This window comes from Reichenbachiella sp. MALMAid0571, from assembly GCF_040151475.1.
In the GTDB taxonomy this organism is placed as follows: domain Bacteria; phylum Bacteroidota; class Bacteroidia; order Cytophagales; family Cyclobacteriaceae; genus CAXBNB01.
In genome coordinates, this window is record NZ_JBDKWG010000113.1 from 47224 (window position 1) to 72623 (window position 25400).

The 25400-nt window shown below is 36.7% G+C and carries 24 protein-coding genes and 1 tRNA gene; 7 read left to right on the forward strand and 18 right to left on the reverse strand.

What is annotated here, in order from left to right; genetic code table 11:
- Positions 1-30: 30 nt before the first annotated feature.
- Both AAOP42_RS06820 and AAOP42_RS06825 read right to left on the reverse strand, forming a co-directional pair.
- Positions 31-978 carry an FAD:protein FMN transferase gene (locus AAOP42_RS06820; RefSeq protein WP_349527726.1) on the reverse strand — a complete coding sequence of 316 codons (948 nt, stop codon included), beginning with the start codon at positions 976-978 and terminating at the stop codon, positions 31-33.
- 49 nt (positions 979-1027) lie between these two features.
- The gene (locus AAOP42_RS06825; protein WP_349527727.1) at positions 1028-1465 is read right to left on the reverse strand and encodes a thioredoxin family protein; all 438 of its coding nucleotides are present in this window, start codon (positions 1463-1465) and stop codon (positions 1028-1030) included.
- Between the two features lie 407 nt (positions 1466-1872).
- Between AAOP42_RS06825 and AAOP42_RS06830 the strand changes: the two genes are divergently transcribed.
- Complete coding sequence (locus tag AAOP42_RS06830; protein WP_349527728.1) at positions 1873-2811, forward strand: hypothetical protein; 939 nt, start codon at positions 1873-1875, stop codon at positions 2809-2811.
- A complete protein-coding gene (locus AAOP42_RS06835) occupies positions 2795-5545 on the forward strand; it encodes a CHAT domain-containing protein (RefSeq protein ID WP_349527729.1) in 2751 nt (916 codons plus the stop codon). Before AAOP42_RS06830 ends, AAOP42_RS06835 begins: the two co-directional genes overlap by 17 nt.
- A 30-nt stretch (positions 5546-5575) precedes the next feature.
- Here AAOP42_RS06835 and era read toward each other — a convergent pair whose 3' ends face one another.
- Positions 5576-6463 carry a GTPase Era gene (era, locus tag AAOP42_RS06840; RefSeq protein ID WP_349527730.1) on the reverse strand — a complete coding sequence of 296 codons (888 nt, stop codon included), beginning with the start codon at positions 6461-6463 and terminating at the stop codon, positions 5576-5578.
- Between the two features lie 107 nt (positions 6464-6570).
- Between era and AAOP42_RS06845 the strand changes: the two genes are divergently transcribed.
- Positions 6571-6643 (forward strand) — tRNA-Met (locus tag AAOP42_RS06845).
- Between the two features lie 21 nt (positions 6644-6664).
- Here AAOP42_RS06845 and AAOP42_RS06850 read toward each other — a convergent pair.
- A complete protein-coding gene (locus AAOP42_RS06850; protein ID WP_349527731.1) occupies positions 6665-7987 on the reverse strand; it encodes a glycosyltransferase family 4 protein in 1323 nt (440 codons plus the stop codon).
- A gap of 217 nt (positions 7988-8204) precedes the next feature.
- Here AAOP42_RS06850 and pfkA point away from each other — a divergent pair, with 217 nt between their 5' ends.
- Complete coding sequence (pfkA, locus tag AAOP42_RS06855) at positions 8205-9176, forward strand: 6-phosphofructokinase (protein ID WP_349527732.1); 972 nt, start codon at positions 8205-8207, stop codon at positions 9174-9176.
- A gap of 77 nt (positions 9177-9253) precedes the next feature.
- On the opposite strand, the gene AAOP42_RS06860 is transcribed toward pfkA, so the two are convergent.
- The 4 genes from AAOP42_RS06860 to AAOP42_RS06875 all read right to left on the reverse strand — a co-directional run bounded on the left by AAOP42_RS06860 (position 9254) and on the right by AAOP42_RS06875 (position 13665).
- Positions 9254-9817, reverse strand: coding sequence for a porin family protein (locus tag AAOP42_RS06860; RefSeq protein ID WP_349527733.1), 564 nt, complete (start codon positions 9815-9817; stop codon positions 9254-9256).
- 97 nt (positions 9818-9914) lie between these two features.
- Complete coding sequence (locus AAOP42_RS06865) at positions 9915-11177, reverse strand: cation:proton antiporter (protein ID WP_349527734.1); 1263 nt, start codon at positions 11175-11177, stop codon at positions 9915-9917.
- Between the two features lie 131 nt (positions 11178-11308).
- Positions 11309-11938, reverse strand: coding sequence for a response regulator (locus tag AAOP42_RS06870; RefSeq protein ID WP_349527735.1), 630 nt, complete (start codon positions 11936-11938; stop codon positions 11309-11311).
- Positions 11935-13665 carry a sensor histidine kinase gene (locus AAOP42_RS06875; RefSeq protein ID WP_349527736.1) on the reverse strand — a complete coding sequence of 577 codons (1731 nt, stop codon included), beginning with the start codon at positions 13663-13665 and terminating at the stop codon, positions 11935-11937. The genes AAOP42_RS06870 and AAOP42_RS06875 overlap by 4 nt, the downstream gene beginning before the upstream one ends.
- A gap of 201 nt (positions 13666-13866) precedes the next feature.
- On the opposite strand from AAOP42_RS06875, the gene AAOP42_RS06880 reads away from it, so the two are divergent.
- The gene (locus AAOP42_RS06880; protein ID WP_349527737.1) at positions 13867-14187 is read left to right on the forward strand and encodes a hypothetical protein; all 321 of its coding nucleotides are present in this window, start codon (positions 13867-13869) and stop codon (positions 14185-14187) included.
- 4 nt (positions 14188-14191) lie between these two features.
- Here the strand turns inward: AAOP42_RS06880 and AAOP42_RS06885 are convergent, their stop codons facing one another.
- The 8 genes from AAOP42_RS06885 to AAOP42_RS06920 form a co-directional block, all read right to left on the reverse strand.
- On the reverse strand, positions 14192-14692 hold the full coding sequence (locus tag AAOP42_RS06885) for a SixA phosphatase family protein (protein WP_349527738.1): 501 nt from the start codon (positions 14690-14692) through the stop codon (positions 14192-14194).
- A gap of 17 nt (positions 14693-14709) precedes the next feature.
- On the reverse strand, positions 14710-15726 hold the full coding sequence (locus AAOP42_RS06890; RefSeq protein ID WP_349527739.1) for a glycosyltransferase family 9 protein: 1017 nt from the start codon (positions 15724-15726) through the stop codon (positions 14710-14712).
- Positions 15726-17435, reverse strand: a complete 1710-nt coding sequence (locus tag AAOP42_RS06895; RefSeq protein ID WP_349527740.1) for a PHP domain-containing protein — start codon at positions 17433-17435, stop codon at positions 15726-15728. Before AAOP42_RS06895 ends, AAOP42_RS06890 begins: the two co-directional genes overlap by 1 nt.
- A 47-nt stretch (positions 17436-17482) precedes the next feature.
- Positions 17483-17671: a type II toxin-antitoxin system HicA family toxin gene (locus tag AAOP42_RS06900; RefSeq protein WP_349527741.1), complete on the reverse strand. Its 189-nt coding sequence runs from the start codon at positions 17669-17671 to the stop codon at positions 17483-17485.
- Positions 17664-17885, reverse strand: a complete 222-nt coding sequence (locus AAOP42_RS06905; protein WP_349527742.1) for a type II toxin-antitoxin system HicB family antitoxin — start codon at positions 17883-17885, stop codon at positions 17664-17666. Before AAOP42_RS06905 ends, AAOP42_RS06900 begins: the two co-directional genes overlap by 8 nt.
- Positions 17886-18072: 187 nt before the next feature.
- A complete protein-coding gene (locus AAOP42_RS06910) occupies positions 18073-19170 on the reverse strand; it encodes a DegT/DnrJ/EryC1/StrS family aminotransferase (RefSeq protein ID WP_349527743.1) in 1098 nt (365 codons plus the stop codon).
- A 93-nt stretch (positions 19171-19263) separates the two neighbouring features.
- Positions 19264-19722 (reverse strand): acyltransferase, encoded by a 459-nt coding sequence (locus AAOP42_RS06915; protein ID WP_349527744.1) that lies wholly within the window; start codon positions 19720-19722, stop codon positions 19264-19266.
- The gene (locus AAOP42_RS06920; RefSeq protein ID WP_349527745.1) at positions 19719-20741 is read right to left on the reverse strand and encodes a Gfo/Idh/MocA family protein; all 1023 of its coding nucleotides are present in this window, start codon (positions 20739-20741) and stop codon (positions 19719-19721) included. The genes AAOP42_RS06915 and AAOP42_RS06920 overlap by 4 nt, the downstream gene beginning before the upstream one ends.
- 263 nt (positions 20742-21004) lie before the next feature.
- Here AAOP42_RS06920 and egtB point away from each other — a divergent pair, with 263 nt between their 5' ends.
- Both egtB and egtD read left to right on the forward strand, forming a co-directional pair.
- Positions 21005-22252 carry an ergothioneine biosynthesis protein EgtB gene (gene egtB / locus AAOP42_RS06925; RefSeq protein WP_349527750.1) on the forward strand — a complete coding sequence of 416 codons (1248 nt, stop codon included), beginning with the start codon at positions 21005-21007 and terminating at the stop codon, positions 22250-22252.
- Positions 22253-22264: 12 nt separating this feature from the next.
- A complete protein-coding gene (gene egtD / locus AAOP42_RS06930; protein ID WP_349527746.1) occupies positions 22265-23215 on the forward strand; it encodes an L-histidine N(alpha)-methyltransferase in 951 nt (316 codons plus the stop codon).
- 2 nt (positions 23216-23217) lie between these two features.
- Here egtD and AAOP42_RS06935 read toward each other — a convergent pair whose 3' ends face one another.
- Both AAOP42_RS06935 and AAOP42_RS06940 read right to left on the reverse strand, forming a co-directional pair.
- Positions 23218-24225, reverse strand: coding sequence for a threonine aldolase family protein (locus AAOP42_RS06935; RefSeq protein WP_349527747.1), 1008 nt, complete (start codon positions 24223-24225; stop codon positions 23218-23220).
- Positions 24222-24953 (reverse strand): lysophospholipid acyltransferase family protein, encoded by a 732-nt coding sequence (locus AAOP42_RS06940; RefSeq protein WP_349527748.1) that lies wholly within the window; start codon positions 24951-24953, stop codon positions 24222-24224. The genes AAOP42_RS06935 and AAOP42_RS06940 overlap by 4 nt, the downstream gene beginning before the upstream one ends.
- Positions 24954-25400 lie beyond the last annotated feature (447 nt).

The following is a 25400-nucleotide window of genomic DNA, read 5'->3' on the forward strand; positions in this document are numbered from 1 at the left end:
GATAAAGCATGCTTTTTTTGACTTGTGAAACTAATTTTCATTTTCAATTGGGTTAAGCCTGATATTGGTTGAGGTATGCAATTTGTTGTTTTTATCTACTATAATGCATTCCAAACCATCTATCTGATTGATAAAATCCAAGCCCACTTCCACGCCCATCACAAAAAGCGATGTGGCCAAGGCATCTGCCAGTTCGGCACTCTGAGCAAATACTGTTGTACTTAACACTCCTGTGCTGGGATATCCTGTTCTTGGATCAATAATATGTGAATAGCGCACTCCGTCAAACATTACATATTTCTCATAATCACCAGAGGTCACAACTGCCTGATTATCTACAGGTAACCAGGAAAAAATCTTTTTAGGATTGAGCGGGTTGGTAATTCCTACCTTCCAATCCGACCCGTCAGGCTGCTTTCCCCATGCATACAAATCCCCTGATGCATTGATAATTCCTGATTTCACTCCTTTGGATTTCAATAAAGCTTTTGCCTTATCTGCAGCATACCCTTTCCCTATAGCACCAAAACCAATTTTCATCCCTTTCAGTTTTAAAAATACAGTATGACTCGCATAGTTGAGCATGATACCACCATACCCCACCTTGGATATGGATTGTTCGATAAGTTTGGAGTCTGGCAGTTTCGTCATACTGCCATCATATTTCCAAATCTTGTCCATAGAAGCATAACTAATATCAAATGCACCTCTGGTCAAGCCGGATATCTTTACTGCTCTATGGATCAAATTAAAAAGCTCTTCATCCACTTTTACAGGTTCAATTCCAGCATTATCATTGATCAATGAAGTTTGAGAATTGCTATCCCATGACGAAATGAGTTTTTCAATACGACTGATCTCTCCAACAGCCATATCAATGTATCTGTCAGCTTCTGACTGATCCGAAGCGACCACTGTAATATCCATTTTACATCCCATCAAATGCACTTCTCGGATATATGCATTTTCAGCACTCACAGTGAGACAATTAAAAAATATAAAAAAACAGACAATCAGGTACTTCATATCAACCTTCAAATGAGTTTAAAAGACTGATGTATTTTTCAGGAGTCATTTTTTTGTAACCTGTTTTTCCCAAAACCTTGCCTTGAGCATCCAGGATCAAAACCAGAGGAAAATACCCTTCAGGATCGTATTTTTCAGCGAGCAAATCATTGTGTTGTTGTTGCTCTTTAGAAAGCTTGTTTTTTTTCTGTCTGGGAAAGTCTGCTTTGAGCAATACAAAGTGTTCTTTAGAATATTTGATGAATTCAGAGCTATTCCAAATCTCCTTTTCCAGCTTGATACAAGGTGCACACCAATCTGAGCCAGCAAATACCAAGACAATATTGTTATCAGTCTCAGCAGCTTTTTTCTTAGCAACATCAAAATTATGAAGCCACTCTTGCCCAAAAGCGATTTGGCTTAAAAACAACAAAACTCCAATAAAAACAAATTTATTCATAAGGTACATTTTTTACTCAAAACACCAACAGTAAGTTAAAAATGTCTGACTTTCTAAAGTTATTCAAATTATCAAACTACAAAACACTTAAAATAGAATGTCCGCACCCCTAATACAATCAAAACGTCTATCCCCTTACATTTAATTAAAATATTTAAGTTTCCCTGGAAAAGAGAAAGGAAATCCTGTTGTCTTTTTACTTCAATTTATTCTTGTGGTATTCCTTGAGAGACTTTAAATAACTTTATTCAACTCCGCAAGTACCATTGTTAATGGTCATTTCAAATACATAAGGTGTTATCATTTTTCAGAAATTAAGGTATCCTGTTTTCTTAATAGGTTATGTTATTCTTATTTGTAGAAATAATTGAATATTATCTATATTGCTATGTCTAACTAAAGTGACTATGTTTGAAAAAACGAAATGGTTTATAGCAATTTTATTGCTGACTTTCACCTCAGGCACAATTAATGCCCAAGGTTGTAGCGATGCGGGTTTTTGCACTATGGGTGCATTGAAGCCAGATCAGGGCTATAGCAAAAGACTATCTGTACAAATTAGATCCATAGAGCTGAGCCAATACATTGGACTAACTCATTTCAAGGATGTTATTTTTAATTATACCGCTGATGTGAATATCGGTATTGGTGACAAAACCACCATTCAGGTGAAAGTACCTTATGTATATGTTGAAGGCGTCCTCAAAAACACCAATGGCATTGGAGACTTATCATTGGGACTTGCGCAAAATCTGGTATCGAACGAAAGATATCAAATCAACCTAACTCTGGGAACGAAATTACCCATAGGCAACTCTAATTTGGCATTAGACGGCAAACCCCTTCCGATGTACTATCAAACAGGCTTGGGAACTTATGACGTGATCGCCGGTATTTCTCTCATCTCGAAGGGATGGATGGTAGCTACTGGCTATCAGCAGTCGCTCAATCGGAATGACAATGACTTCTGGTGGTCGGATTGGGAGGGTCACCCTATGGAAGCAACTGTCAGAGCATACAAACAATCGAGAAGCCTCAACCGTGGGAAGGACATCATGTTCAGGGTAGAGCGAAATTTCAGGTTTTCTAACTTTAATTTCAATATTGGCTTACTGCCCATTTACAGATTGACTAAGGATACCAATATCAGTCGGGGAGGAATTGAAAGCAAAATAGATGGATCTGATGGGCTGGCATTGACATTATTAGTGGGTGGAGGATACCAGTTTTCAGTAAAATCAGGAATAAAGATAATGAACGGGTTTAGGTTAGTAAAGCGACACTTCAATCCAGATGGTTTGTCAAGGGAATTTGTATCAAATATCGGTTATGTATATAAATTCTAAAATCAGGCTTTTATTAATCGCTTCTCTACTTCTTTCACTAGATGGATGGTCGCAGGATAATTCCATAAAAATAGCAGACAAATTGTTCAGTGAAGGGAAATACGCAGATGCAATACTTAAATACAAAGAATCTTCATCTACCTACCAAACACAAAATCAATACATCAACTATGCGTTTGTCAATTTAAAAATTGCGACAAGCACCATTCGGCTTGGTCGAATTAACGAAGGACTTGAACTCAGCCAAAATACTCTCAATTACATTGAATCTAACAATATAAATGATTCAAGACTCCTTGGAAAAACCTACAATGTGATTGGCGATGGATACCTAAACCTGGGGCGAAATGACCAGGCACTGGAATACCTTCTCAAATCACTTGAGCAATACCAACTGACCGGAGACACCAATACTCCTGATATGGCAAAATGCTACAATGACCTTGGCATAGTATATTGGAACAATGGTAACAACAACCTGGCTCTTCAATACCATGAAAATGCGCTGAACATTAGAAGTAAACTTGACGAAAAGAATCAAAGTACCGAAAAAGCAGACTCTTACAATAACATTGGGCTGATTTATTCTGATTATGACTTCACAAAAGCAACGGATAATTTTAACAAAGCACTAAATATTTACAAAAAAGTTCTGGGGCAAAATCACCCTAAAGTTTCACTTTGCCTTAACAACCTGGCTCTGGTCAGCGACCGACAAGAAAACTATATTCAAGCTCAACAATACCTAAATGAGGTGTTGAATATTTGGAATAATATATTCGATGGAGACCACCCCAATAAAGCTTTTACTTATTTGAGCATAGGCAGGGTAAACTATCACGAAAAGGAATACGACCTGGCCATCTATAATCTGGAAAAAGCCCTTAAATCATACCTCAACCTATATGGAAACAAGCATCCTGAAGTAGCCAATACATACAATCAATTGGGAGCAGTATTACTGGCTCAGGGAAATTTTGAAGAAGCAATTGACTCATACCAGAAAGCAATATATGCCAATTTATATGACCAGGAATCTACCGATATATATTCAAATCCTGAGTTGAAAAATTACTATAATGCGGATATCCTACTCTATTCATTGCAACAAAAGGCTAAAACACTGGAATCATTACATTACAACAAGACATTGAAAATGAGGGAATTAAAATATTCTCTTTTAACTTTAGAATTAGCCGATCAACTGGTTTCGAGAATAAGAAAAATAAGATTGAGTGAAAAGGACAAACTGAGCCTCAGTGAGAAGGCCTCTGAAATATATGAAGCAGGGGTTCAGATGTGCTTTGAAATGAGTGAAATGAGTATCAACTCAAAATACTATCTGGAAAAAGCTTTTGACTTTGCTGAAAGAAGTAAATCCTCTACCCTGCTATCTGCCATTCAAGACACCAATGCCAAACAATTTTCAGGTATTCCTTCAGAGCTTTTGGAAAAAGAGACCAACCTAAAAAATGACATTGCCTTTTACGAAAGGAAATTAGCTGAAAACAGTGGAGACAATCAGGAAAATATGCTGAGAACCAAACTGCTTACATTGAACGGTGAGTACAACAACTTTATCCAGGAGTTGGAAAAGAATTACCCTAAGTATTACAATCTAAAATTCAACGAAAATCAAATAAGCCTTACCAATCTTCAAAAAGCATTGGACATCCAAACTGCATTTGTCACCCATTTCATTACAGAAGAAAGAGTATATTATTTCTATTGTACTCGTAACAAATTCAAAATCTACAATACTCCAAAAATGGAGAAATTCAACAACTATGTATCAGGATTGAGAAATGCAATAAAATACGACAGTAGAGAGCATTTTATAACAGCAGCGACTGATCTTTACACACAACTATTCCCTGGAAAAATATCAAAAGACATCAAAAACCTGATCATAGTACCTGAAGGAAACCTGGCAACCATTCCATTCGAAGTACTGTTACAAAAAGAAAGCGAAGATAACAGCTTCAACAATTTACCCTACCTTATCAAAAAATACAACATCAGTTACGACAACTCCGCTACGCTTTATGCACAAAGAAAAAAAGAAATAGAAGCATATCAGGGAGAAACTGAAGACATACTATTGGTTGCTCCTATCAATTTCAATCAAGAGTACTATGCTAATACTTCATCGAGTCTAAACGACCTGCCGGGCTCTGAAAATGAAATTAATGAAATCAAATTACTCTTTAAATCCAAGGAACATAGTACTACAGTTCTGTCTGGTGGAGATGCTACGGAGATCAACTTAAAAGACCAGCAATTGCACAAATACAAATACCTGCATTTTGCAACTCATGGTATGGTGGACGAGTCTAAACCGGAACTTTCAAGGATTTTTCTCAGACCTACATACAACGACAAAGAGGACGGTAGTTTATATTCAGGAGAAATCTACAATATCGACATTCATGCTGACCTGGTGTGCCTCAGTGCCTGCCAGACAGGTTTGGGAAAAATATCGAAAGGAGAAGGTATCATTGGCTTGTCCAGGTCATTGTTGTATGCCGGAGCTGAAAACTTAATTGTCTCACTTTGGACAGTTTCAGACAATTCCACATCTCAACTGATGATTGATTTTTATAATAATCATTTGTACAGCAACACTTATAATACTTTTAGCAGCGCACTCAGAAAAGCAAAATTAAAGCTGATAAGTGATGAGCAGTTCAGCAAACCCTATTACTGGGCTCCTTTTATTTTGATAGGAGAATAGTATAAATATCAAAAAAAGAAATATTCAGACTTATTGTTTGTAGCCAAACCTTCTGAGATGACGTTCACTCTTCCTCCAGTTTTCCTCTACTTTCACAAAAGTTTCTAAGAATACTTTTTTACCAAAAAACGCTTCCATTGCTATCCTAGCTTCTGTCCCCATTTTTTTAATTGATTCCCCTCCTTTTCCAATAAGAATCCCCTTTTGTGTTTTTCTTTCCACAAAAATCTCCGCTCTCATTCGGATAATATGCTCTTCTTCTTTGAAAGATTCTATTTCAACTTCGGTGCTGTATGGCACTTCTTGTTTGTAGTTTTCAAAAATTTTTTCCCTGATAATCTCTGCAGCAAAAAACTTTTCGGGTTTGTCTGTCAATGTATCTTCCGGGAAATATGCCGGATGCACCGGAATATGATTCATGACCTGTTTAAGCAACACATCTATATTATCGTTATTAAGAGCTGATACAGCAATGATTTCTTTGTCAGGCATAATTAACTCCCAATAATCGGTTTTGTCCTTTAAACGACTTCCCTCATTCAAGTCCGACTTATTTATCACCAACATCACAGGGGTATCAATTTCATTCAATACATCTATGATTTGTTCATTCTCATATTTATCCATCAAGTCAACCACAAACAATATCAGATCAGCATCTTCCAAAGATTCGTTGACAAACTTCATCATAGACTTGTGAAGCTCATATTCCGGTTCGAGAATGCCAGGCGTGTCTGAGTAGATGATTTGAAAATCATCACTGGTGAGCATGCCCATAATCCTGTGACGGGTAGTTTGAGCTTTGGAGGTAATGATGGACAACTTCTCACCCACCATGGCATTCATCAATGTTGATTTACCTACATTAGGTTTTCCGATAATGCTTACAAAACCAGACCTGAAATTTTCTTTTCCCATTTATTAAAATTAAAAGCCAAAGGTACTTGTTTTTTAAAACTAAGCCTTCTAGTTTTGCATCGCAATTGAAACAAAAATACCAGCATTTACGTTGAAATTGACTATATCGCGGGATGGAGCAGTTGGTAGCTCGTCGGGCTCATAACCCGAAGGTCACTGGTTCGAGTCCAGTTCCCGCTACTAAAAATTAGAGGAGTTGTATTAATTTACACCTCCTTTTTTTGTCGCCAAAGTGTCTAAAATACCAGCCAGCTTTTTGGTCAGGTTGATACGGGTATAATTTTTCACCTTTTCGGACTTTAATGGACTTGTTCCATTCTTGTAATTATCAAATGCTGATTTCAGAAATGATTTGATTTTTTCTTTATCATCAAAAGCATATACTTCTCCTGCATTACACTCCAAGAGCACATCTCTAACATCACTTTCGGGTTCGCCCAAGGTTAGAATTGGTTTTCCTGAAAACATGTATTCGTACATTTTACCAGGTAAAATCCACCTGGCATTTTCGGATTGATTCAATAGCAACAACAACACCGAAGAGGATTCATAATAATCAAACACCTTTTGGTGAGGTATGTAATCCAGGTATGTTACGCAATTGCGCAATTGCTCATTTTGTTGCAGAAAGTCCAATATTGACCCACTTACCATCCCTGCCAATACCAACTCTAACTGACCCTTAAAACCATCTTCTTCTATGCAAAGCTCTTGGAGCGCATCCCACAATGATTCAGGGTTTCTAATTTCATTCAACAAACCTGTATGTACGATTGAGAACCTGACCTTTTCTTGAATAACTCTTCCCATCTGAAAGTCAGCTTCATCTACTCCGTTATTTACCACTTGAACATTTTCAGCAAAATGCTTTTCCTGAAGAGACTGAGCCAATCTATTAGACACAGTTAGTAATACATCACAATTTTGCATCACCTTTTTCTCCATTCGTCTGTGTATAGCATGGGCTATTTTAGATATATTCAATTTTTGAAGCACATCCCAGTCGGACCAGGGATCTCTAAAATCCGCTACCCATTTTACCCCTGTCGATTTTTTCAGCCTTTGACCAATCAAATGTAAACTATGAGGAGGCCCTGTAGTTATCACCACATCTATTTCATTGCCAATTATAATTGACTCCAAAAATTTTGCAGAGGGTTTCACCCAAAAACACCTTGGATCTGGAATGAACAAATTTGCTCTGACCCAAATAGACAGTTTATCGGCTAAAGAAAGTTTAGACTTCTCTATGACTATTCCCTGCTTTACTGTTTTACCTGAAGTTTTAAATATTTTTTTGTAGATACCAAATGGTTCCCAAATAGGAAATCGAATGACTTCCAGGCCAGGGTCAACATCCTTCATCAACGAGTCATCCTGCAAAGAAAAGTCAGGGTTTTCAGGAGTAAAAACTATTGGTTCCCAACCAAACTCGGGCAGGTATTTGACAAACTTTAACCATCGCTGTACTCCCCCTCCTCCACTAGGAGGCCAGTAATATGTAATAACAAGAACTTTTTTCACTCTATGTTTATTTTCACACACAAATAAAAGTCATTTAAAACGGCTCATTAACAAAACTGTATGTTTATTAGCTTATTTTTCTAAAAACGAGTATTTCCTTTTTATTTATTGAAAATAGTTACGTAATCGGCAGGAATTTTATAATTTCGACCTTTCTTAGGAAGGGTTACCAGCTTATTTAAAACCTAAGTTAGAATTAATAAAAGAAGAAACAAAAATGAAAAAGATAGCGGTTTTAACTTCCGGTGGTGATGCCCCTGGTATGAACGCATGTGTGCGGTCAGTCGTCAGGAGTGCATTATACCTCGACTTGGAAGTATATGGTGTAAGGTATGGGTATGACGGGATGATCAAAGGAGACATTCACAAAATGAAATCTTACTCAGTAAGTAACATAATACAACGAGGAGGAACCATCCTCAAATCTGCCAGAAGTAAGGATTTTATGACAAAAGAGGGCCGTAAAAAAGCTTTTGAACAATTAAAATATTACGGCATAGAAGGGTTGGTCACCATAGGAGGTGATGGCACTTTTACCGGAGCTAATATATTTTACCAGGAACATGGGATTCCTGTGATTGGTATTCCTGGTACGATTGATAATGACCTTTACGGTTCTGATTTCACAATAGGATTTGATACAGCAGTAAATACGGCACTGGATGCTATTGACAAAATCAGAGATACTGCCAACTCTCATGACAGGGTGTTTTTCATCGAAGTAATGGGACGTCATAGTGGTTATATTGCCATTCAATGTGGTATTGGTGGTGGTGCTGAACTGATAATGGTACCAGAAACATCCACTACTATCGAGGATGTGATTAATAAGCTCAAAAAAGACAGAGACAGCCAGAAAACATCATCAATCGTAGTAGTAGCTGAAGGCGATGAACAAGGAAACGCTCATGAAATCGCAGAGAAAGTAAAAGTTCACCTGCCTGAAATGGATATGAGAGTTTCTACTCTCGGTCATATTCAGCGTGGTGGAGAGCCTACTGCCAGAGACAGGATTCTTTCTTCAAGATTAGGACTTGCTGCCGTAGAAGGTTTGTTAAATGGTCAAAAGAATGTAATGGCAGGAATTGTTGACAACAAAATTGTATATACCAACCTCAAGGTTGCCATTTCAAAATCCAAACCAATACAGGATGAATTACTAAGGCTTACGGAAATATTGAGTATGTAGCAGTTAGAATTGGAATCAATAAAAAAAAGGGAAGAACTTACATTAGTTCTTCCCTTTTTTATTGAAATCAGGACACTTTACTTACCTAATTTCACCAGATCATAACCTACAGAAATCTGGAAAGTATTATTCTTAACTGAATCAGTGCCTGCATCATTAACTTTGCTTAATCCTTTTACATATCTCAAAGTGAAATTTAATCCAAATGGCAAATCTATACCAGCTCCTACCACGGCAGATAAGTCACTACTTTTAAGTTGATCCTTAATATCTCCATCTGCATCTTCTGCTCCCATCAATACACCAAACTGTGGCCCCAAATGAAAGTTTAATACTGGCACTGGATTAAATCTTAACAAAACAGGGATATTCAGATATTTTGTATCAATACTTTCTTTGATCGTACCTGCGTCAATTTTACTTCCTTGAGCAGAATAGTAGGCTTCAGGCTGAAGACCAATCCCACCAAGTTTAATTCTCGCATAAGCACCAAAATGAAAACCCGTTTTAGTAGCATTATTCTCAATGTCACTCAAAGTGGACATATTCAATCCTCCCTTAATACCCACACCAATTCCCTGGGCACTGGAACCAAAAACTACAAGCAGACACAATGCTGCCAATACACCTAATTTTTTCATAGTTTTAAATTTTAGTTTTAATAATATTCAAATATAGAATTTAATTATTAGAAGAAAAATTTGAACTATTCGAAATAATGAAAGTAAATATCAAAGATTAACCAGCCTTTTCTAAATGACCATTTTGATACAACCGCATCACCTTTCCCAAAGTAAGCCCCTGATAGAGTACAGAGCACACTACAACAACATAAGTCATGGTAACAATTATTTCCTGTCCTTTGAAATCAAACAATGAAAGAGAAACTGCCACAGGCAAACCACCCCTCAATGCTCCCCAAGACAATACTGAAATGGTACCTCCGTCAAATGACCTGTTCATCGACATCAACCTGATAGGAATAAACACGCTCAGCCACCTCGCAAAAAGTACGATATTGATAGCAAAAAAACCAGCAGCAAAATAATTCAATCTCAGAGGGATAACCAGCATCTCAAAGCCTATCAATACAAACAACATAGCTGCCAGAGATTCTTCCATCAATTGCCAAAATTTATAAACATAAGTACCCACCGCACTTTCTCCGTCTTTCTCCCTACCCAAGTTTCCTACAATCAATCCTGACAATACTGCCACCAGCATAGATGACACGGATAAAAAATCCGCTACAAATGAACCTACCATCACTAAAGCAAGGGTAATCAGAACTTCGACCTGAGCATCGTCATTGTCTATGTATTTAAGCACTTTATATCCTATCCAACCAAAAAATATTCCTAACAACAACCCACCTCCCAAATCTCTTAAGAAAATCCAGCTCACCCCACCAATACTCACCGAACCCATCACTACCTCTTCTTTATACACATTGACAAGTACTAGTGCCAAAACAATGGCCACACCACCATTGAGCAATGCTTCTCCTGAAATCTTATTTTCCAATTCTGTAGATAGGCGATGGTTTCTGATCGTTTTAGTTACCGCCACAGGATCTGTTGATGAGATCAAAGCTCCAAAAACCAAACAACCAATATAATGAAGGTCGATGTTCATTAAATCCATCAAAAAATACACGAGTGTACCAATAGCCAAAGTGGAAATCAATACGCCAAAAAATGACAGCACCAAAACTGGAATAAGTTGGTTTCCTAATTTTTTAAAGTCTATGTTTAAAGCCCCGGCAAAAAGCATAAAACTCAATACAAACTGACAAAGAACTTCTTCAAAATCATATTGCTTTACATGTTCTGCAAGGTGAAACTGAGGAAAGAGCAAGCCAAATATCAGCACCAGCAAAGACAAACTCAAAGCCATTATAGTTAAACCAATAGATGAAGGAAGTTTCAGGTAAAAGGTATTTATAAAAATAAATAGTCCTGAAAAAAAGATCAGAATCGCTATAATATCCAGTACAGTCATAACTCTTACTTTAAAAATAAAAAGAACAGGAATCATTCTTATCCTATATTCCAAATGCTAAGTTACATTTAGTACTTAGTCCATAACCTCGGAATAACCATGTAATATTATCTATGTATAAATACTGATGCTTATATCAACTTAAGGTGAGCCGCTTTTTTTATCAACTCTGCAGTATTTTGTACATTAAGCTTTTTCATCATATTTACCCTGTGCGTTTCCACCGTTCGGGCACTTACAAACAAGTGATCTGCTATTTCTTTGGTGGTTTGTCCTTCAGAAACCAACTGAATCACTTCCATTTCCCTATCGGACAATTTTTTATGTGATTCTCCCTCAATAGCCATATTTCCAATCATCAGTTGCGATATTTCACTATTGAAATGTTTTTTTCCAATGGAAACTTCTCGTATTGCGGTGATAAGTTCATTCTCATTGGCATTTTTGATCAGGTATCCAAAAGCTCCATTTCTCACGGCTTTAACCACATATTGACCTTCAGCATGCATGGTCAACACAATGAATTTTACATCGGGATATTTATCCCTGCATTCTTTGATTGCTTCCAGTCCGTTGGTTTCGGGCATAGTGATGTCAATGAGCACAACATGGGCTTTCTTTATATCAAGAATTGAAAACAGTTCCTTAACTGAAGCAGCCTCTCCTACTATATCCAGTTCTTCATTTTTTGACAGTAAAGAAATAATTCCTTCACGAAAAAGCTGGTGGTCATCTACCACAATGATCTTTATCTTACTCATTTGGTTGGTATTTCAATTTCAATTATTGTTCCTTCTTCATTACTTCTTATATCAAACGTGCCATTTGCCAATTTAACACGTTCCTTCATGTTTCTGATTCCATTTCCTTTTGTAGTTTGCTTTTGATCAAAACCCACTCCATTGTCAGATATAAAAAAGCTAATATGCTCATCAAATGCCGTTATTGAAATCTTGATTTCGCTTGCTTTTGAATGTTTAATCGCATTATTCAAGGATTCCTGTGCTATTCTATACAATATAATGTTGATAGAATCGTCAATATCCAACTCACTTGACATGTCGTTTTTGTATAAAATATTCACCGGAGAATTTTCCCTTACCTGATCTATCAGGTTGCCAATGGCCTCTCCTGCTCCAAAGTCAACCAATACACTCGGCATTAGATTGTTAGAAATCCTCCTCACTTCTCCAATGGTTTCATCTAATCGAAGCAAAAGAGATTCTTTTGTAGCAACAGTCAATTCTGCCGCCTGAATATTCATACGAAGTGTAGTCAGCAAAGGTCCAAGCCCATCGTGCATTTCTTTGGATAACCTCGACCGTTCCTTTTCCTCTCCGTTGAGAATAGACCGTTGATTTTCTTTCAACAAGCGTTCTTCATTTTCTTTGTATTCACGAAGCTTATCTTTCATTTGCAAGAGTGCTTCTCCCAGCTTATCTTCATTACTAAGCGGCTGAAATTCTGCCTCAAAATTACCATTTCCGATTTTTCCTGCAAAAACTATAGTTTCACTGAGGGCTTTCACAAGTTTATTGAGTGCTTCAAACATTCTTCCTATTTCATCCTGTCGGTTTTCTTTGGTGGAAACAGTATCTAAAATTCCTCTGGACATAGCAATCAACTTCTTTTCCATCGAAACCACAGGGCTCACAATCATTCGGGAAAGTAAATAAGAAACCACCAGTATAAAGACCAAAATTACCATCAGCATATACAGCAGATTGGTTCTCAATTTCTCCAATGGAAACAACGCTTCTTTATAATTGATTTCACTCAACACAGCCCAGTGAAGACCATTTAATTCTATGTTTTCGTAGGAACTAAAAACCACTGTATCTCTATAATCCGGGATAATATCTTCTCCTGACTCTCCTTGGAAAGCACGTTCTACTCCTTTTGTCTTAACAATAATTTCACGTGGATTTTCTTTAAAAAATCTCGATCTGGTTCTCATTTTAAAATCTTCTCCCACCACGTATGATTCTCCTGTTTGCCCCAAACCAGTTCTCTCCAGGAGAATCTGCTGTACCTCAGGCAATTCGGCAATGGCAATCAGGTACTGATCATTATACTTACCAACAAAACCAATAGTAATCTCCTTTCTAATATCTCCTGGTGTCAAATCAATCAATCTCACTTTTATTTTATCCCTGTTTTCTTCCGGCAAAGTAACTTTGTGATTTAGTATTTTTTCAGGCCATTGATCATACAATGCTACATGACTAAAAAAACCAGAAGGGTCATTTTGCAATAACTCCGGATTATTCAATATCTCTTCAAAAGCGATGAGCCTGTCATTCAACTCACTTCTGATTTTTACTATTTTCAACTGCTTGACGGAAGACAATTGTAACAAAACTCTTTCCTTCAACGCCGTGTCAAACTGAACATAAAACACTGAAGACAAAAGAGCAATGACCACTAATGACAGTGCGATCATTATCAGTGCCAATTTATTTCCAATATTTAATTTATTCAATAGCATTTGTATGCAAAATCAACTTCAAAGAAAAATATCCCGTTGTAAATAAGGGATTTAATTATCACATAATATTGATTTTCAATCAAAAATCCGTATTTATTCGGATTTATAAATATGTAATTTGACATTTTGAACTTATGAGTTCAGTATATTGTACTTCAATATATGGAAACAAATAATCACTCTTTACAACAACAATTACAGATGATAGAAGCAAAATACAATATCCCGTTTTCACCAATTGATCCGGAAATCATTGAGATTATTGAAGATTATATCGCATTAGGAAAACAAGGGAAAGTCCATTTTTTTGATGAAAATGGAAAAGTGAATTTGTCAGAAGGAACTGCTACAAGTATCGTTAAAAATACATACGGAGTTTTTCTTACTATTTCGGATAACAAAGCAGTACGAATAGACAGAATCATCACATTAATGGGAAGGCCTGGAGCTGCTTATGATGAATATGACAGGTATGCCAATGCGTGTCTGGCATGCGAGGACTTAGGTCAATTTGGACATTGAACAATCATTTCCCTTTTATGCCCTTCGGAAAATAATAATGTTCTAACTTCCCCATTTCAGCACCAACATCTTTCCATGAAATGATTTCAAGGTGAATCCCGGCCACTCCGCAAGTAGGAATGTTATAAATATCTCCCCCTGCAATTTCATTCACAAAATCTGTAAGTCCCGGATTGTGTCCAAAAAGCATTGCTGAATCAAATTGATCATCAATCTCACGAATAATCTTGAACCAATCTCTTTTTGAAGCATGGTATAGTTTTTTCTCCTTAATGATTTCTTTTTGAGAAACACCAAACACATTTACAAATTCAAAAGCCGTAGAATAAGCTCTTACTGCATCGCTTGAGATAAAGACATTGGGACTAACAATCCTCTTTTTTACATATTCAGCCATTAGCGGAGCAGTTGATTTGCCTCTTTCATTCAAAGGCCTTTCATGATCCGTAAGGTGAGGAAAATCCCAGCTTGACTTGGCATGGCGGACGATGTAGAGTTCTTTCATATCACTTGGGCATCATTTTATGGAATATAAAAATCAAAGAATTGATTTTTCATACAATTAAAATGACCTAACGGGCATTTGGAATGGCCTATTTTTGAGCAAGGCCGGCAACCTAATGAATTGTTCTCAAAAACAGTAAATTTAGTTCTATATGGATACATTCCAAAATCAGGAACCGTATTGCCCCAAATGCTATATATATCTTTCCCAAATGCTGCTGCAATGTGCATCAAACCTGAGTCATGTGTAAACACTGCAATGGATTTTTTAATAACCGATGCAGACTGATTGAGGTTGAATTTTCCACACCCATTGAAAACAATGGTCTTCTTATTCAGGTCTTTCAAGCCCTTTTCAAAAGATTCATTTTCATTTTTTTTCTCAAAAAAAATTTCAACATAGTCCCCTACAGCACCATCTTCTTTTCCTCCCAGTAATATCACAGGTTTATTGATTTTATCGCAAATCTCAATGATTTTTTCTTTTGGAAGCCGTTTGGTATTAAATTTTGCTCCTATAGCAAACACCACAATATTTCTCCTGTAGTCTTCAGGAAGCCAGTCATCTTCCACCTCATCTTTATGAGGAATAAAGTAGTCGAGACCACCTTGATCCATTTGCACACCCAATGTTTTTGCAGCGTCAACATACCGCTCCACAATGTGTTTATTAGGCATTATGTTGAGTTTAAAGTTAACCAAGAGCCATTTCTGGATATTTAGTTTGTTAAGGCTTCCAACCTTTCCTTTTATTGCATGTTTGATTATAAAGGATTTGAAATTGTTGTGAAGGTCAATAATATAATCAAATCGCTCATTTCTAAGCCGTTTTATAAGTTCATAAATACCATCATCCAGCAAATGGATTTTATCAATATATGGATTTGCTGTCAATATACTTTCATGTTCCACTTTTGTCGCATAATGTATTTCACATTCTGATAATTGATTTTTAATAATACGTATCACAGGAGTTGTCAACACAATATCTCCTATTGATGAAAACCTGATGATTAGTATTTTCTTCCCACTCATCAGGAAAGAATTTTCTCTTTTCTACTTTGAAAAAAATCAGAAATTTCACTTACAGACTTACTGTTAAGGGTCATTTCTTTGGTAAGTCCCCCTTTCCGGCCTGTTAACAAGCCATAATACATGTCCTTGTAGCCTTCCATTGAATGTGCATCTGGATTGATGCTCAATACCACACCTTTCTCCAGTGCGTAATTCACCCATCGCCAATCCATATCGAGTCGATAAGGACTTGCATTGATTTCTATAACCACATTATTCTCAGCACAAGCATTAATAACCTCCTGATGGTCAACAGGATATCCTTCTCTTTCAAGTAGTAACCTGCCTGTCATGTGGCCAAGTATGGTAGTATGTGGATTACGAATAGCGGTCAACAGGCGATTAGTTGCTTTGTTTATATCCATATTGAGGCCGGAATGAACTGAAGCCACGATAAAATCAAAGCCAGCAAGTACCTCATCAGGATAATCCAACGAACCATCAGCCAAAATATCTGATTCAATACCAGAAAAAACTCTAAATGGAGCAAGTTCAATATTCAATTTCCTAATTTCCTCTTGTTGTTCTTTAACAGTGTATTCATAAAGACCGTTGGCATAGACTGCCGTCTGGCTGTGGTCCGATATACCGAGGTATTCATAACCGAGCACCTTGCAATGTTCCGCCATTTGTCTCAAAGTATGTTTTCCATCACTGTAGGTTGAGTGATTGTGTAGGATTCCTTTGAGGTCGCTCATTTCCACCAGCTTTGGAAGTTCTTTTTTCTCAGCCAATTGTATTTCAAATGTCCCTTCCCGCATTTCAGGCTCTATGTATTGTAGCCCCTGAGATTCATAGATTTCCGCTTCCGAGTTACCATTCATTGACAGCAAAGCTTGTTTAAGGGTAGTTCCATTACTCAAATTGGCATTCAGATGTCTAATGGATCCGGTAGTTTTCAGCAATATTTTATCAAACTCCTGAAGCTTGCACAGTTTGATTTTCACCTTTGCCTTAGTCTCTTTATGATAACCAACCCAGGTAAATGGCCCTGATTGCATCTCTGTTTCCGCCAAACTGTCCATTTCCGAAATCACTCTTCTCACTTCATCAAAATCATCATTTCCAACCAATAGATCTAAATATGAAATAATATCCACTCGCCTTCTTAAAGCCCCTGTCTCGGACACCCTGGCATTTGGCAGACTCATTTGAACTTGTTCCAAAATTGACTTAAAAGCAGGCTCAATATTGGCATATCTGAACATACCTCTGGTGCTGATTTTGAATTCTATGGCTTTTATCAGGGTCTCCTGAGTTTTTTCAGCGAACCCTTTGATAGTAGCTACCTTTCCCTGACGACATAATACCAACAATTCATCAAGGGATTCAGCCCCTCCTTCTTTCCAAAGCAGGGCAATCTTCTTTGGCCCGAAACCCGAGAGTCCTAACATTTCTATTACTCCTTCCGGAGTTTTCTCCAGCAGTTCATCCAGTTTATCAAAGCTCCCCCTTTCGACTATACTTACAATTTTCTCTGCTGTGCTCTTTCCAATCCCTTCAATTTTCAACAGCTCAGCTAGCGGAACCTGACTTAATTCTACATCGAGGATTTTAATAGATTCTACTGTCTTTTGATAGGCTTTTACCTTAAAATCATTTTCACCATGCAGCTCCATCAATTTGGCTGTTAATTTGATTTTTTTGGCTATATAGGAATTGTTGATCATTGACTATGTCCTTTATTTATTATAAAATAATAATCTGGTACTTAAAATTATTTCAAACCAGCTTGCTTTAATATACTATTAAAAGTTCCTTTAGGTAAATCTTTTTTTGGATGTGGAACAATGGTTCTTTTGCCATTCTGATGTTTGTATATATGATGACTTCCCTTAATTCGATCCAATACAAACCCAGCTTTTTGTAGTTTTTTAATTAACTCTTTAGAGCTGTAATTAGACATGATCTACTTGAAGATTTAGCTCTAACAAGTTTTCATCTGATGGGATTGGTAACCCGTCTGCATTCAATGATTCTATATACAGTTCAATTGCCTCCTTCGCATTTTTTCTAGCCATTGCCAGATTTTCACCATAAGTGATACAGCCCTCTAAACTTGGCACCATTACTGTAAACCCTCCTTCCGGCTCTTCTCTCAATAAGATTTTATAATTCATAGCAAACAAATATTTACTTCTGTCTCAAAAATATTATTTATCATATTTGTAATACGCAGCTAGATATATTGCTTTTAATATTTCGGGCACATTCCGTTTTATTATGCCTACCCTTCTTATTCTAACATTAAAAGCAAAATATCATTTAAACCACTAGAAGTAAAGTTAAATCAAAAAAACTCTACAATTATTTTTTTTCAAAACTTAAAAGCTGCTCAGCCACATATTCAATCTTAGATTTTTTCAACTCAGGAAACAAAGGCAAAGAAAGGCCATTTTGTGCCAAAGCAATAGCAATGGGGTAATCGGCTATATTTTCATTGGCGATATACGGAGGCAGTAACGGAAGGGCATTTGGGTAATGAATCTGAGTAGCTACTCCTCTTTTTTGCAACTCCGTTTTAACCTCATCTCTGTCCTCAATATTGATAACATACAAATGGAATACATGTTTGGAATCGTCCATCACAGGTAAAGTAATGTTCAATTCACGCAAACACTCATTGTAATATTTCGCTTTTTCAATCCTTTGAGCTGTCCATTCATCAATGTATTTAAGTTTTACCTGAAGAATAGCTGCCTGCAATGTATCCAGTCGGCTATTTCGACCTGTCATCTGATGGTTGTGTTTGGAAAGTTGACCATGATTGGCTATCATACGGCACTTTTCTGCCAGATCCCCATTGTTAGAAACGATACATCCGGCATCTCCATAAGCACCCAGATTTTTTCCAGGATAAAAACTAAAAGTTGCTGCATCACCAAAAGTACTGATTTTCTGTCCTCTAAATTCCGCTCCATGTGCCTGAGCACAATCTTCAATCACTTTCAGATCGAATTCATTTGCAACAGCCATTATTTCAGACATTTCAGCAGCTTTCCCATATAAATGCACAGGGATTATAGCTTTGGTTCTGTCTGTAATTTTACTTCGAATTTTAACCGGATCAATGGTAAACTTTTCTGGAAGTACATCCGCAAAAACAGGCGTTGCGCCCACTGTATTTACAGCTTCGGCAGTAGAAATCCACGACATTGCCGGTACTATCACCTCATCACCAACTCCAATATCCAGGGACTGAAGTACAATTTCGATAGCATCCGTCCCATTGGCACAACTCACACAGTGCTGAACTCCCAGGTAACCGCTAAAGGATTGCTCAAATTCCCTGACAATAGGGCCTCCAATAAATGAGGTATTCTCCAAAACATCCTGAATTGCTTTGTCAATTTCTTGTTTTATTGAGTGATACTGGGATTTGAGGTCAACGAAAGGAACAATCATGTACAAGTGGACTTTGTTGTTGTAATACTATTTTTGAAAAGCCAAAATTAAAACAAATTGAGAATGCTATTTTCAATTGTTAGAAAATAGATTTCAACGCCCTAATCTTCTTGCCGGGTTTCCTGCATACGTTCCCGGTTGGGTAATGTCTTTTGTAACTACTGCGCCAGCACCTATTACTACATTGTCGCAAATAGAAACAGGCAGAATAGTTGCATTTGATCCGATTGAGACATTGTTTCCAATTTTAGTCGCTTTCCAAAGGTCCTTATTTCCCCCGGCTGGTTTTCCTTCCGTAAAGGCATCATTGATAAACATAACTCCATGTCCAACAAAACACTCGTCACCAAAAACCACCCATTCACAAACAAAAGAGTGTGATTGGATTTTGCATTTTTTTCCAATCGTTACATTTTTCTGAATTTCCACGAAAGGCCCGATAAATGTATCTTCACCTATTGTACAACCATATAGGTTTACTGGCTCAACTACAGTAACATTGGCACCAAATTGTACATCAACAATTCCGGACTTTATGACTTTAGGATTCATTGCTTACTTTTTTCCTGAGCATTTTTATAAATCATTTCGATTGCTTCTATGGATTTAATTCCCTCTTCACCTTCTACAATATCAGATTTTATTCCATTCAGGTCTTTCACGATCTCATCCACCACCTTATGATGATTGGAACTTGTCCCCTGATACTTGCCATAATTGTTAGGAAGGTCAGCAAAATTGATATTGTTGGGTAACGGATAAGATTGTACATCCCAATAATCAATCTTATTAAGGTATGCTCCTCCTATTTTCACTGTTCCTTTTTCTCCAATAATAGTGATACTACCTTCAAAATTTCTATTATAAACACAGGTAGTCCAGGTAATGGAACCCTGAACACCTGAAGAAAAATCCATTACCGCATTGCCACAGTCCTCTACTTCTATTTGCTGCATCTTAGTATCAACCATTGCTTTCGCTTCAATCACATCACCAAACCACCAGATCAGTAAATCAATAAAGTGGCTTGCCTGAGTAAAAAGAGCCCCTCCTTCTTTTTCCTTGTATCCTCTCCAATCAGAATCAGAATAATATTCGGAGTTTCTATTCCAATATACATTGCACTGAACCATGTAGATTTTACCCAACCGCCCATTGTCCAATGCCTCTTTTGTCAAGGTTATTGGCACATTAAAACGGTTTTGTTTCATTACATAGAGCCTTCTGTTCACTTCCTTGGAAACCTTTATCATTTCCATTGAATCTTTTACATTCAATGCCATAGGCTTTTCAACTAACACATGCTTCCCTCTTCTTAAGGCTTCTATCGCCATTTCTTTATGCAAAAAATGAGGTGTACATACGCTAACAAGATCAACTTCAGGCATATTTATTATATCGTAAAACATATTGGTAACCATGAACAGGTTACCATATTTATCGTCTATATCTTGTCCTTTTCGAATATCTTCATCGCATAAAGCGATAATCTTTGTTTGAGGATTAGCATCAAAAACTGCTACATGACGCTTTCCAATATTTCCACACCCAACTATTGCTGTTCTTATCATTTTATATCTTTAAAAAGAATTGCCACAAGATTATTCAATTGTTGACGAAAATGGAAATCTAACCAACCTAATCCAATACAATCTACCCGAGACTTCTTTGATTAAATACTTACTGACAACTATGAATATTATTTTATTATTAAAGGAACGAATTATGACCAACCTTGATAGGTTGATACTCGTAAATATTTTAGCTTTAACCTAAACAATTCACTAACATTATCGACTTAAAAACAATACAGCAAGCCCCTTCACAAGAAGTTATTCAATATTTAAGGAATAAATTTCAAGAAGTACGAAAGCAAAGTACACATATTTGCAGCCCACTTAAAACTGAAGATTATGTGGTACAACCGATCATTGATGTAAGCCCTCCTAAATGGCACCTGGGGCATACTACATGGTTTTTTGAAACATTTATCCTTGCTCCCAACAAAGTTAATTACCGGGTATTTGACAAAACTTACGGTTATGTTTTTAACAGTTACTACGAAACGGTCGGCAACAGGGTATTACGTACAGATCGTGGAAATCTGACCCGTCCGAGTGTAGAAGATATATTTAAATACAGAAGATACGTTGATGAGCATTTACTGGAGTTTTTGGACAAGTTGGACAATTGTCCTCAAAAATTGCTCAACCTGATAGAATTGGGACTACAGCACGAACAACAACATCAGGAACTATTGTTATATGATATAAAATATATACTAGGGCACAATCCATTATTTCCAATATACAAACAGGCAACCAAGCATATTGATATTTCAGAAATCAATCCTCAACAATTTCTGGAAGTAAATTCCGGTAATTACCAAATCGGAAATAATTCATGTGAGTTTCACTTTGACAATGAAGAAGGAGAACACACGATTTATTTACACGACTATGCTATCTCCGATCGTCTGGTGAGCAATGGAGAATATCTTGAATTTATGGAAAGTGGTGGTTACCAGTCGTTTCAACACTGGCTGTCAGATGGATGGGCTTGGGTGAAAGAAAATAAAAAAGAATCGCCGCTTTACTGGCACAAAATTGATGGTAAATGGAACTATTATACTCTAAATGGACTTAAAGAACTGGAACTGAACGAACCAGTAGCCCATATCAGTATGTATGAAGCAGATGCTTACGCCAGGTGGAAAGGCATGAGGCTTCCTACAGAGTATGAATGGGAAATCGCATGTAAAAAACATCAACCCGGTCAGTTAGAAAATTCAAATTTTGTGGAAAAAGAACACCTAAAACCATACTACACTCTCAACAATTATCAATTTTATGGAGACCTGTGGGAATGGACAAATTCTGCGTATCTACCTTATCCATACTTCAAAGCAAGTTCCGGAGCTATCGGAGAATACAACGGGAAATTTATGATCAATCAAATGGTGCTAAGAGGTGGATCATACGCCACTCCGAAGAATCATATTCGTGCCACTTACAGGAATTTTTTCTCTCCTCATTTGCAATGGCTCTTTTCAGGAATCAGGCTGGCCAAACATCTAACCTAAACGGACTTAGTAATGAATGTAACCAATAAAGAGTTCTTAGCAGATGTGCTGTCAGGGTTGTCAGCAGAACCCAAAACATTGTCTTCAAAATACTTTTATGACAAAAAAGGAGATGAATTATTTCAGCAGATAATGGACTTGGAAGAATATTATCTTACCAAAGCCGAATATGAAATTTTCAAAACCTACAAAAGCAAAATTCTTGACATCTTTACATCCGGAACAAAAGAATTCAGGCTCATAGAATTTGGTGCCGGAGATGGGTACAAAACAAAAGTATTGCTTGAACACTTCATTGAGTCTGAAACAACTTTTGAATACAAACCCATAGACATTTCCCAAAATGCAATAGACAAACTAAAAACAGACCTGAATGGCAACATTCCAAAGTTAAACATCACTGCGGAACAAGGAGATTATTTTCAAGTATTGAAAAGATTGCCAAAGATCAATCATAAAAAGAATGTCATTCTGTTTTTAGGATCAAACATCGGAAATTTTACTCTTCCAGAAGTTGAGTCATTCTTAATTGCTATAAGAAATAAAATATTCAAAAATGATTTGCTTTTTCTCGGCTTGGATTTAAAAAAGAATCCTGATAAAATACTCAGGGCTTACAATGATAGCGACGGAGTTACCAGAGATTTCAACTTAAACCTCTTGAGCAGAATAAACCGGGAACTCAACGCCAATTTTGACATTGATACTTTCGAACACTATGCGGCATACAATCCTGTAAACGGCGAATGCATCAGTACATTGATTTCAACCAAACAACAAGAAGTGACAGTTGATAATCAAAAGTTCTTTTTCGAACAGTGGGAACCAATCCATACTGAGATTTCCAGAAAATTTTCCCTCAAACAAATAGAAAAACTCGCTGCAAAATGTGGTTTTACAATTGAAAAAAACCTCATAGACAAAAATGAATATTTTGTAGATTCTATTTGGAAAGCAGTATAAAATCAGATTACGCTTTTTACTACCTCTAACATATCGTCTGTAAAATCCAGGTGGGTAACAAAACGAATATCATTTTGCCCGAAAGAAACTCCGAGAATTCCTTTTGATTTCAATTCTTCCAAAAGTCTTTCCTTGCCATAATTGGGATCAACAGAAATAATAACAATATTGGTATCTACAGGTATAATTCCTGTGACATAACTTTTTGATTCAAATAAGTTAGCCAGTTGCTTAGCTCTCTGATGATCGTCCTTTAATCTTTCTATGTGATAATCCAAGGCATAAATGGCAGCAGCAGCCAAATAACCTGACTGTCTCATAGCTCCTCCAAATACTTTGCGTACCCTTTTTGCTTTTTTAATTGCAGCTTCAGAACCCAGAATAGCTGATCCTACGGGTGCCCCTAATCCCTTGGAAAAACAAACCGAAATGGTATCGAAATATTGACCATATTCCTCAGATAAATCCCTCGTTTCTGTCAAGGCATTAAATATTCTGGCTCCATCAAGATGCATTTTCAATTTATTCGATTTAGCCGTATGACTAATCTCACTAATGGCTTTTAAGTCATAATACGATCCTCCACCTTTATTGACAGTATTTTCCAGAGCAACTAAGCTGGTCTGTGCAAAATGAAAATCATCAGGGTTGATATTATTCAATATATCAGATGTAGAAATTATTCCCCTGTCTCCATCCAACAACCTCATGGATACCATAGAATTATAGGCTGCCCCTCCCCCTTCATAATTATAGATATGAGAGTGCTTATGACAAATAATCTCATCTTGAGGTTCTGTGTTTATTCTAAGGGCTATCTGATTGGCCATAGTACCAGATGGACAGAACAGCGCAGCTTCCATACCAAACAAACATGCAATTTTATTTTCAAGCTCAATTACAGTTGGGTCTTCACCGAATACATCATCTCCCACTCTGGCATCAAACATAAACTCCTTCATCTGCAAAGTAGGTTTGGCAACCGTATCGCTTCTTAGGTCTATTTTCATTTGTTACCAGATTTACTATCCAGACCTTTTTGAATGACATCAAACACATCATCTCGAAAATCCTTCAAAGTCTCCAAAGAGTAATTCACCGGATCTATTGGTGCATGAAAAACAATTCTACATTTTCGTCTATGAATGAAATATTTTCCATCTTCCGGGAAAATATGCCAGTTGTCAGCAAAAGAAACCGGCATCAATTGCACACCTGTTTCCACAGCCATACGAAATGGACCTTCTTTAAAACTAGCCATTTTGGGAGGTTCCGTGGATCGGATGCCACCTTCAGGAAATATTGCAAGTGAAAATCCATCAATAAGTGAGTCAATGCTTTTCTTATATGTATCGTATTTGCTCCTCACTTTATCTCTATCTACAGTGATGTGAAACCTTTTAAACATATACCCAAAAAACGGAATCTTAGAAATTGAAATTTTGCCTACATACTTAAAAGGAACTGGTGCAAATGGCATAATTGCCACATCGAGAAATGAAAAATGATTGGCGCAAAGTATGTAATTTTTACTCTTATCAAAATTAATCTCACCTTCAATTTCAACAGGCATACCAATCAAAAAGAAATAAACTCTTGCCCAATAATGATTGATTATCAAACCCAATTTTGGCTTATTAAACCAATCAGCAAACAAATAAACAGGTAAAACAATCAAAAAAGTCAACACAAAAATCAGTACAGCATATATTGAGTAAACTCTTTTTAACAGGGTCATTAAAAAATTGGATTTAGTATTGACTGGATAACTCAAACTTATTCGTTCGTTTGTTTTCTAAAACGTAAAATACAAAAGTAAAATGTCATTATGACAAATGGAATTCCAAATAACTTAATGTGAGTACATTCTTGATCAAGATGTAAATTACTCTCCTGCGAAGATGTGAAAAATTGCTACCATATCTACCTGGCAATATTCAAGCATTCTTTGTTGTATTGATAAGATAACTTATGCAAACCAATAGTTTCAAAAACTTGCTACACACCAAAAAGTTTAAAACAACCTCTTATCGATTAGATGGCTGTGGACTTACAACAAAAAACCGGACAAAAAGTTAAGCGCATATTGAACAATTAATTTTCCCATATTGTTCGGGGGTTTTATACCCTAGATATGAGTGTTTTCTTTTACGGTTGTACCAGATTTCTATAAACTCAAACACAT

Coding starts and splice junctions, on each gene's coding strand:
- AAOP42_RS06825 (WP_349527727.1), bottom strand. CDS start 1,465: ATGAATAAATTTGTTTTTATTGGAGTTTTGTTGTTTTTAAGCCAAATC.
- AAOP42_RS06830 (WP_349527728.1), top strand. CDS start 1,873: ATGTTTGAAAAAACGAAATGGTTTATAGCAATTTTATTGCTGACTTTC.
- AAOP42_RS06835 (WP_349527729.1), top strand. CDS start 2,795: ATGTATATAAATTCTAAAATCAGGCTTTTATTAATCGCTTCTCTACTT.
- era (WP_349527730.1), bottom strand. CDS start 6,463: ATGGGAAAAGAAAATTTCAGGTCTGGTTTTGTAAGCATTATCGGAAAA.
- pfkA (WP_349527732.1), top strand. CDS start 8,205: ATGAAAAAGATAGCGGTTTTAACTTCCGGTGGTGATGCCCCTGGTATG.
- AAOP42_RS06860 (WP_349527733.1), bottom strand. CDS start 9,817: ATGAAAAAATTAGGTGTATTGGCAGCATTGTGTCTGCTTGTAGTTTTT.
- AAOP42_RS06865 (WP_349527734.1), bottom strand. CDS start 11,177: ATGACTGTACTGGATATTATAGCGATTCTGATCTTTTTTTCAGGACTA.
- AAOP42_RS06870 (WP_349527735.1), bottom strand. CDS start 11,938: ATGAGTAAGATAAAGATCATTGTGGTAGATGACCACCAGCTTTTTCGT.
- AAOP42_RS06875 (WP_349527736.1), bottom strand. CDS start 13,665: ATGCTATTGAATAAATTAAATATTGGAAATAAATTGGCACTGATAATG.
- AAOP42_RS06880 (WP_349527737.1), top strand. CDS start 13,867: ATGATAGAAGCAAAATACAATATCCCGTTTTCACCAATTGATCCGGAA.
- AAOP42_RS06885 (WP_349527738.1), bottom strand. CDS start 14,692: ATGAAAGAACTCTACATCGTCCGCCATGCCAAGTCAAGCTGGGATTTT.
- AAOP42_RS06890 (WP_349527739.1), bottom strand. CDS start 15,726: ATGAGTGGGAAGAAAATACTAATCATCAGGTTTTCATCAATAGGAGAT.
- AAOP42_RS06895 (WP_349527740.1), bottom strand. CDS start 17,435: ATGATCAACAATTCCTATATAGCCAAAAAAATCAAATTAACAGCCAAA.
- AAOP42_RS06900 (WP_349527741.1), bottom strand. CDS start 17,671: ATGTCTAATTACAGCTCTAAAGAGTTAATTAAAAAACTACAAAAAGCT.
- AAOP42_RS06905 (WP_349527742.1), bottom strand. CDS start 17,885: ATGAATTATAAAATCTTATTGAGAGAAGAGCCGGAAGGAGGGTTTACA.
- AAOP42_RS06910 (WP_349527743.1), bottom strand. CDS start 19,170: ATGATTGTTCCTTTCGTTGACCTCAAATCCCAGTATCACTCAATAAAA.
- AAOP42_RS06915 (WP_349527744.1), bottom strand. CDS start 19,722: ATGAATCCTAAAGTCATAAAGTCCGGAATTGTTGATGTACAATTTGGT.
- AAOP42_RS06920 (WP_349527745.1), bottom strand. CDS start 20,741: ATGATAAGAACAGCAATAGTTGGGTGTGGAAATATTGGAAAGCGTCAT.
- egtD (WP_349527746.1), top strand. CDS start 22,265: ATGAATGTAACCAATAAAGAGTTCTTAGCAGATGTGCTGTCAGGGTTG.
- AAOP42_RS06935 (WP_349527747.1), bottom strand. CDS start 24,225: ATGAAAATAGACCTAAGAAGCGATACGGTTGCCAAACCTACTTTGCAG.
- AAOP42_RS06940 (WP_349527748.1), bottom strand. CDS start 24,953: ATGACCCTGTTAAAAAGAGTTTACTCAATATATGCTGTACTGATTTTT.